Origin of the sequence: Bacillus cereus group sp. BfR-BA-01349 (genome assembly GCF_022663795.1) — a bacterium.
GTDB classification, from domain to species: Bacteria; Bacillota; Bacilli; order Bacillales; family Bacillaceae_G; genus Bacillus_A; species Bacillus_A cereus.
In genome coordinates this window covers 1-7,351 of sequence record NZ_JAKUGE010000093.1, presented here as the reverse complement: position 1 = coordinate 7,351, position 7,351 = coordinate 1, and the positions used below count along the sequence as shown (strand labels likewise).

Sequence of the window (7,351 nt, the reverse complement as noted above, 5' to 3'; positions counted from 1 at the left end):
ACAACCTTAGTCCTATTGAATTTGGAACTAAGGCTGCTTAATGAAAAGGCACCTAATCTATTACTGTCTACTTGACAGGGGTAAGACCAGAATATCGGAATCATCTTTTAAGTGCTTGATTTTTCAGGGCTTTTTTATTAAACTGTCCATTTTATAGGGGACAGTTCAAAAATGAGAGGTCTTCTTATTTATAATTTTGTAAAATACTATCCGAGTTAACTTAAAATTACTTACTCTCTCAATTTTCATTGAAGAATAATATATCTTACGCTATCTATTGATGCTGGATAAGACACTGTATTAGTTAGAACACTTGATGAATCATTAGAATAGGTTTGAGAAGAAACAACTGTATTATTTGATAATAAATCTACTCTTACCCTTGTTTTTGGACTTATGTCCACATCAATTTTAAAACTCATAAAAATCATCTCCTTATAATATAATTGTACAGAAATAACTAAAGTCTTTTCTGTACAATTATATTATAACACATCAGTTTTTTTAAAGTCGAAATTTTCAGATGGTTAATAGGGATTTAGGGGTCATGATTGTTAAAATATAAATTGATATAAAAATTAATACAAGGACAAATTAATCAATATAAAATAAAGAGTATCCACTTACAAGTGGTTTGACCGGACGAATAAAAGACCTTCTAGTTTAGTTAGAGTAAGCCCGTCAACTCATTAATGCTCACTTCGTTTCATTTAACAAGTATCCGAGTTTTATTCTTGTCGTTTTAAAGGTTCTCTTGTTTTTATATACAATGTTATAAATCAGAATAACTAGTTAAATATACATGCAGGAAATAATGATTTCTCCAAGTAAACGATTTTTTAACTTACTAAAATGTTATTTATTATGGGTGACTTGTATGATTTAGATGATGCTATTTATTTTGGCATTTGTAATATTCCACGTTTCTTGAGTTCTCTATACAAACTACTCACATTGCACCCTACTTTTTTTGCAATAGCTGGATATTCCATCCCTTGATTAAATAATTGTACTGCTTGACACATGCAATTTTGTTCCTGTAAGCGTATCATTTGTACTTTTTTCGCAACTGCTCTCATATTGCATTCACCTCATTTCGTTTGATTGATTTTACAATTCCTCCCCATCCTACTGCGTTATCTACAATCCCTGTTATTTTCTCAGATAATTCTTATAAGAAGGCCGTTGATGCTCCCATTCCTTATTCCTATGACGGCTTTTGACCTACTATTTACAAGTCACGTTGATTTAGCTGTTTACGCAAACTACTTACATGACATCTTAATTGATTTACAATTTTTTTATAAGTATATCCTTGGCTTCGTAAAACAAGCGCTTGTTGACAAATATAATCCCACTTTAGTTTTACTTTTCGTTTTGGGTCCTTTTCATCAAAAATTAATCCAGTTCCTAATTGATATATTTCTTTTCTAATCCTACAATTATCAAGGCAATATGTGCGTACACTAGTATGGTGATTACACTCCATACAATGAAAATGCGAATTCTCGTTTCTCTTTTATTCATAATGCCAATCTCCTCGGTAAAATAGTTGTCTTTATTGTACCGTTAATAACAGCGCTTTCGAATAATGGTAGACTTGATTCATTCCAAATGAATCAAGTCTATCCTTTTTTTGATCCTACACCCAAACAATCTTAAAATTCCTCTTACCAAAATGAGTTAATGAGTCTGAATTTTCGATTTTAATAACTATACAAATGTTGAAGATCTTATAAAACTATAAATGAAAAAGAATAAGGATTCAAAATAATCCAATTTCTATAGCGGTTGGATTCCTTCTTGATGAAAATTGAAACAAAAATCTCTTTAAATCTTTATTAGGGGTAAGTTTTAAAGAAAAATCCATCTTGGTTATATTTTTTATAATTGTAAATTATAGTAAAGTGGTATTATTAACGCTGAATATTCTTAACATTAATCCCATCTATGTACATCAACAAAACAAACATTGATTTTACTTACAAAAATGGAGAAATAGCAAGCTCATTAACTTCGCCATATCCTGTAATAAAACATATATGGCTGTTTTTTCAATGTCTGTTCCATTATAAAAATATCTACTGTCTTAACTTTTTCATTATAAATTAAAAAATAGACATCTTAAATTGACTTTTTTCTCAATCCTCGAAAAAAAGGTATAAGCTTGTTACGATTATTTAATCAGCAACTTTTTCGATAGTAGGCATAACAGCAATTGGTGGAATGGAGAAAGTCCAACCTACTGAAAATACATTTAGTTTTTCACCTGGTAGATAATGATTCCCAGAAGAAATAGGAACTCTTAAAATTTTATTTTGAGAAGCCAATTCCCACCAATCATTTTGATATGAGAGTGCTTCTTCTTTTGTAGTTGTATTAGCAACAACTAGATAATTACCATCCACTGAAATAACATACCCAGTAAAGGGTATTTGTTCTTGTTTCTGGATAGTAGAATGTGTTCTATGATTTGCGGGAACCTCATTAGAATCCGCAAAAGCTGGTGTAATGCTGACAGTTAATCCACATCCTAATGCTACAGTAGTTGCTACGGTTACTAGTTTTTTTGTAAACATACTAAATTATCTCCTTTATAATATATTTGTTTATTCGTACGTTTGTATATTTCTTTTTTATAGCGTCAAAACCTCTTTACATTCAAAAAATTAACATTTTTGTCACAATTAAAGGGAATACATTAAAATTAATGAAATTGTAAAAGGAACATGCTACAGTTCTCTTTTTTTAGTTTCTATAATTGCTAATTTAGAAAGTTTATATGAAAATAGCTATTTATCAATGTGTAGTACAACTATTACACGATACCTTTTTTCCTACATTCAAAAGTAAATAAGACGGAAAGTCTCATATAACCAATGTAGTTAACAGAAATATTATGTTGCTTCATGGTCATATCAAATGCCAAAACTGCAAATGGTACATACCAAATAGCATAGAGAACTATCACAAGGCCATATGATCAAGTCATGTACCATTTCTATGAAACCTACTGGTAAATACTGTGTGTTCATCTTGGATGAATACGAAAAAGAGATTGTGCAAAAGGAAGTAAAAACCGTTGTTGAATTAGACTTTACAATGGCACAACGAGTATTATCAAGCAGAACAAAAGGTTCTATTCGTTGAAATAAACAACGTATCCTTGTAGCTAAGTTACAGGAAAAAGTAGCGAACCAACGTAAGAACTTCCTTCATCATAAGTTTAAAGAGTTCGCACCTCATTTTGATATTGTAGCTATTGAAGACCTAAACATGAAAAGACTGCCGCAAGCATTTAATTTTGGGAGAAATATCGCTGACAATGGCTGGGGTATGTTCACTCCGTTCTTAGTTTATAAACTATACGAACAGGGCAAACAACTTGTGAAAATAGGCAAACGGCTTTCTTCCACAAAAATATGTAGTAGTTGTGAATCATGACTATTCTATTCCACTCCTATCTATTTCAATTTGAGATTAATTTTCAAAAAAGTATATTGTAATACTCTTACGTTATAAATTTAATTTAAATCTTTCAAGACAAAACTTTAAAACTATTTCTTTGATTCATGAACAAGTTCACAAGAAATGAATTTAGATTTGATACCTTTTATTCTACTTAATCGTACAAACTTACAGAGTAATTTGTATGATTCAAAAGCAAAATGCAAGAAATTTAAATTGCTAACTATTATAGATTCAGCCTGGATTGCAGCACCTTTAATTTTATAATGTAGCAATTTAAATTGAGGGCGTTGCAATTAAGAAATCTTATAATTTTAATGTGTCACTATATTGTAACATATATGTTATCCCTCCTGCTTTTACATGGTAACATTTACCTGTAAGGAAAATTATTAATATGGGAGGCAGATTTATTATGAAAGCAAGAAAACCAAAATCATTTGTAAAACAATGTACAGGAATTGCGTTGGCAGGTATGATCGGATGTAGTGGTCTTGGAGTTTTCGCAACGAGTGCAAGTGCTGCTGAGAATACGAATCAAGTCACCTTGAATCCGTCATTTCAGGCAGAAGACATGACAATTACACAGTTACAGAGTGCTATTCAGCATAAAGACGATCCCTTTATTAATCAAGTAAAAATATTTATTGACAAACACAAAGAAGAATCAGAAGTTTTATGGGGAAAAGTGAGTTCCTCACTGAAAAAAGACATTGTAAACATACTCACAGGGGAGAAAAAAGATTACTCAACTAAAATTAATAGAGCTCTTGTAAGACACTTTAGAGAAGTCCCTACTTTATTAAGACTAGCAAGCCCTGAATTTAAAACGGAAATTATTCAATTACTAAAATACTTATAAGCTATTTACGAAGATACACATAATTATAAGGTCTACTCCAAACAAATGAGTAGACCTTATTTCATTATTGTCAAATCAGGCATACAGAAGTTCTAAGAATCATAATTTTTTATTTACTTAATAATCTTCAAGTAATGAAATGATTGCATTAACATATAATGGTTCTTTAAAAATAAGGTTAATTATCCTTAGAGTAGCTCTATCTACATTTTATAAGATTGTGGATTATTCGAATATCTGAAAAAGATTAAAATATATTTTTCTCTAAACATTCCTTATCTTTTTCTAACTGTTTTTAACGTTTGCAATTGGAATTTTTTGGTTATGCCACTAATTGATCACCTTCTGTATTAGTTATGCTATTATTTCGTTAATATCGTTTCTTTCATTCTAAATGCATACGCAATCTTTCTACTGTATCCATCATCTTTCAATTCCTTATAAAGATGTTCCCTCTTTCTTTTAAAAATTCAGAAGTCTCTTTTCCTATTTTATTTAAAATAAATTTCGGAACGTTTAGCAATAGAAACTTACTATATTTTTTTCTTGTTCACATTGAATATATCACCTTTCTTCTCGTTTTGAGCATATTTATATTTCTTTGTATTTCTTGCTCATAAGAAATTCAGAAAATTCATTATTATCCCCTCCCGATATTTATAGATAAATATATAGATATTAAAAACAAAAATGACTAAATATACCAATACTATAGGTTTGTCCGTTTTGAAAAATTTTTTTGAATATAATACATTTTTATTTAAATATAACCTGGCCAAAATAATTAATATCTTTTAAAAGTAATTTATTTACCTAATTACTATTACGCTTTATAATCATCCTTATCATTCGGAGCTAACAGATGAATATTTTAAAGAAATATAATTTAAAAAAGTTATTATTTTAGAAACCATCGACTACTATTGTCGGATTTCTTTAAGCCATCAAAGTATATCCTAAATTTTAAGGAACGTGGAATGTTAATTAATCTAGCAAATATCACGCGTTAAGTCCATGAATGTATATATTTAATCTATCAAATCTGTAAGAAGAAAGAAAAAGAGGACTTCTAAACTAATCTGTATCCTTTGTAAAGGATAATTAAAAAAAGTTAAGCAGCCTCAAGAAGGTGATTTCTATATTCAACCGGTGTTTTCCATTGATAATTAGAATAATTATAATACGTTATATATTTCTTAACTTCGTATTTCAACTAGGTAAACGATATACATAACTTTATAGATGCTTCATCTTTAAAATGGCCAAAAATAAATTTTTATGGTGTATTATCCCAAAATTTCCCTCTTCTCGACATTGATTGTCCAAGTTGCAATTTTTGACTAATTTTTGATAGGTAGGGCTCGTATAATGAGAACCTTGATCTGAATGGCTAAACGCTCCTTCAGCTAATTAGATCCTTTTATTCTTCTTTAGCTTAATGATGATTGTTGTAGCAATATCTAACGTAACCCGTTCTGAAACATGATAAGCTAGGATTTCATTAGTGGATCCATCCGGAATTGTAAATAAATGCGCTTTCTTATTCTTACTGTATTCTAGATAGGTGGTAATGTCTGTAAGAAGCACCTTTCCAGAGATATTTTGTTTAAATTTATGTTTTAATAACTTGGATACAACACGTTGTTCTTTGTTCGCTTTCATCATTCTTTTATAAGGGTTTGTCCTACGAATTGGACAGATAACCCCGTGCTTTTCCATAATTTTACGTATGGATTCCATAATAGAGTATTAATTTCTCTTTCTGTAAACAGTTTATTCATCATTTTGAAATTTCTTCGACTCTAATTTTTCTCCTATTATACAAGAAACACCCTATAGATTAGACTTTTTTAAGTGTCTATTCTATAGGGTTCATTTTATTGGATGAAACTATTCTTTTTTGAAGTATTTTACAATTCAGATATATCATCTTAAATTTAGGTTTATATTTATTCCCCATCATTTATAAGGAGAAAATACTTTTATCAAATTATTTTTCTTACCTTCAACCAGATAACCTATTTTATTATTGAAGATTTTGCGAAGCAGAAAAAATTAGAGAGAACGCTGTTCACACCTTTATTAAATAGACAAATGAAACGGGTTATACATTCAGTGTACTCTAGAATTTAATTAACTTGTTAAAGATTCCTTATTTCCAGAGTATTGTTTAACTAGTATTTTTTCAGTTTTTATTTTCGAAAAGCTGATGAATATTACTGAACAATCATTATATAATTAAGGTAACCTTTACATTTCTATTGATATCAGCAGTTGTATCTTTCTTATTTGCAATTAATATTTTCTCTTGATAGATTTTTTTTAATTCAAACTTTGAAAGTTTTCTTTTCTTTGCCTCTTTTAAAATTAACCTAATTTCATATTGCATAGCTTCAGAGAGAATGCCTTCTTCTATATTTTTGTTAATTTCTACGAAAAATCCCGCTAGCATGTCATCTGATAAGTTTTTATATAAAGACAAAAGAATCTCTCCTTTATCAATTTTTATTTAATAATGTAAAGGAATTGTTTATGGGATTTTCTATGACACCTAATAAAAGACAGCTTATTTTCCTATACCATAAAAATTAAACAAGAAATAGGAATTCATTTCTTAAATTGAACAACTGCTTCAAAATAAATTTTGGAATAAATCCGTATTTCCCCCTAATTAAAATGTAACACGTCCTATAAAATACTCTTATTAGTTATACAACTTAATATTAATAATAAAAGGTTGAACAGATTTGCAATAACTTCTAGGGAAAAGATGTTTCACAGCTTTAAATGTCAAACTAATCTATAGGACGTGTTAACAAGTAATATTTTATCACATGTATTATTTGTTATGTGTACTTTAAAGATTTATGCATAATTACATTGAGAATAATAGAGAAATTGTATATAAATCAATATAAGCGTAGCTAGTATCTTTCTAAAATTTTATTGAGATATCTGTTCGGAATAATATCAAATACTTCGGTAAGAATTTGATGATACTCTTCTTCGGTTATAGCTTGT

The 7,351-nt window shown here is 29.1% G+C and carries 4 protein-coding genes and 3 pseudogenes; 2 read left to right on the top strand and 5 right to left on the bottom strand.

Translation table 11 applies throughout. The features are described 5' to 3' along the window. Positions 1-245: 245 nt before the first annotated feature. The 3 genes and pseudogenes from MR169_RS27655 to MR169_RS27645 all read right to left on the bottom strand — a co-directional run bounded on the left by MR169_RS27655 (position 246) and on the right by MR169_RS27645 (position 2,579). Complete coding sequence (locus MR169_RS27655) at positions 246-422, bottom strand: hypothetical protein (RefSeq protein ID WP_242320376.1); 177 nt, start codon at positions 420-422, stop codon at positions 246-248. Positions 423-899: 477 nt separating this feature from the next. Continuing rightward, positions 900-1,079: pseudogene (locus MR169_RS27650) on the bottom strand (helix-turn-helix domain-containing protein); the annotation flags it as partial. A 1,101-nt stretch (positions 1,080-2,180) separates the two neighbouring features. Then, positions 2,181-2,579 (bottom strand): DUF3221 domain-containing protein, encoded by a 399-nt coding sequence (locus MR169_RS27645; RefSeq protein ID WP_242320375.1) that lies wholly within the window; start codon positions 2,577-2,579, stop codon positions 2,181-2,183. Positions 2,580-2,833: 254 nt separating this feature from the next. Here MR169_RS27645 and MR169_RS27640 point away from each other — a divergent pair. Together MR169_RS27640 and MR169_RS27635 are read left to right on the top strand one after the other, a co-directional pair. Continuing rightward, positions 2,834-3,435, top strand: a pseudogene (locus MR169_RS27640) (RNA-guided endonuclease InsQ/TnpB family protein); the annotation flags it as partial. Between the two features lie 448 nt (positions 3,436-3,883). Further along, positions 3,884-4,330 carry a hypothetical protein gene (locus tag MR169_RS27635; protein ID WP_242320374.1) on the top strand — a complete coding sequence of 149 codons (447 nt, stop codon included), beginning with the start codon at positions 3,884-3,886 and terminating at the stop codon, positions 4,328-4,330. A 1,111-nt stretch (positions 4,331-5,441) separates the two neighbouring features. Here the strand turns inward: MR169_RS27635 and MR169_RS27630 are convergent. Continuing rightward, positions 5,442-6,070: pseudogene (locus MR169_RS27630) on the bottom strand (DDE-type integrase/transposase/recombinase); the annotation flags it as partial. A gap of 490 nt (positions 6,071-6,560) precedes the next feature. Continuing rightward, positions 6,561-6,812 carry a hypothetical protein gene (locus MR169_RS27625; RefSeq protein WP_242320373.1) on the bottom strand — a complete coding sequence of 84 codons (252 nt, stop codon included), beginning with the start codon at positions 6,810-6,812 and terminating at the stop codon, positions 6,561-6,563. Positions 6,813-7,351: the final 539 nt, after the last annotated feature.

Bases quoted from the DNA above. Each gene is read 5' to 3' on its own strand.
- MR169_RS27635 (WP_242320374.1), top strand. From the start codon at position 3,884: ATGAAAGCAAGAAAACCAAAATCATTTGTAAAACAATGTACAGGAATT.
- MR169_RS27645 (WP_242320375.1), bottom strand. From the start codon at position 2,579: ATGTTTACAAAAAAACTAGTAACCGTAGCAACTACTGTAGCATTAGGA.
- MR169_RS27655 (WP_242320376.1), bottom strand. From the start codon at position 422: ATGAGTTTTAAAATTGATGTGGACATAAGTCCAAAAACAAGGGTAAGA.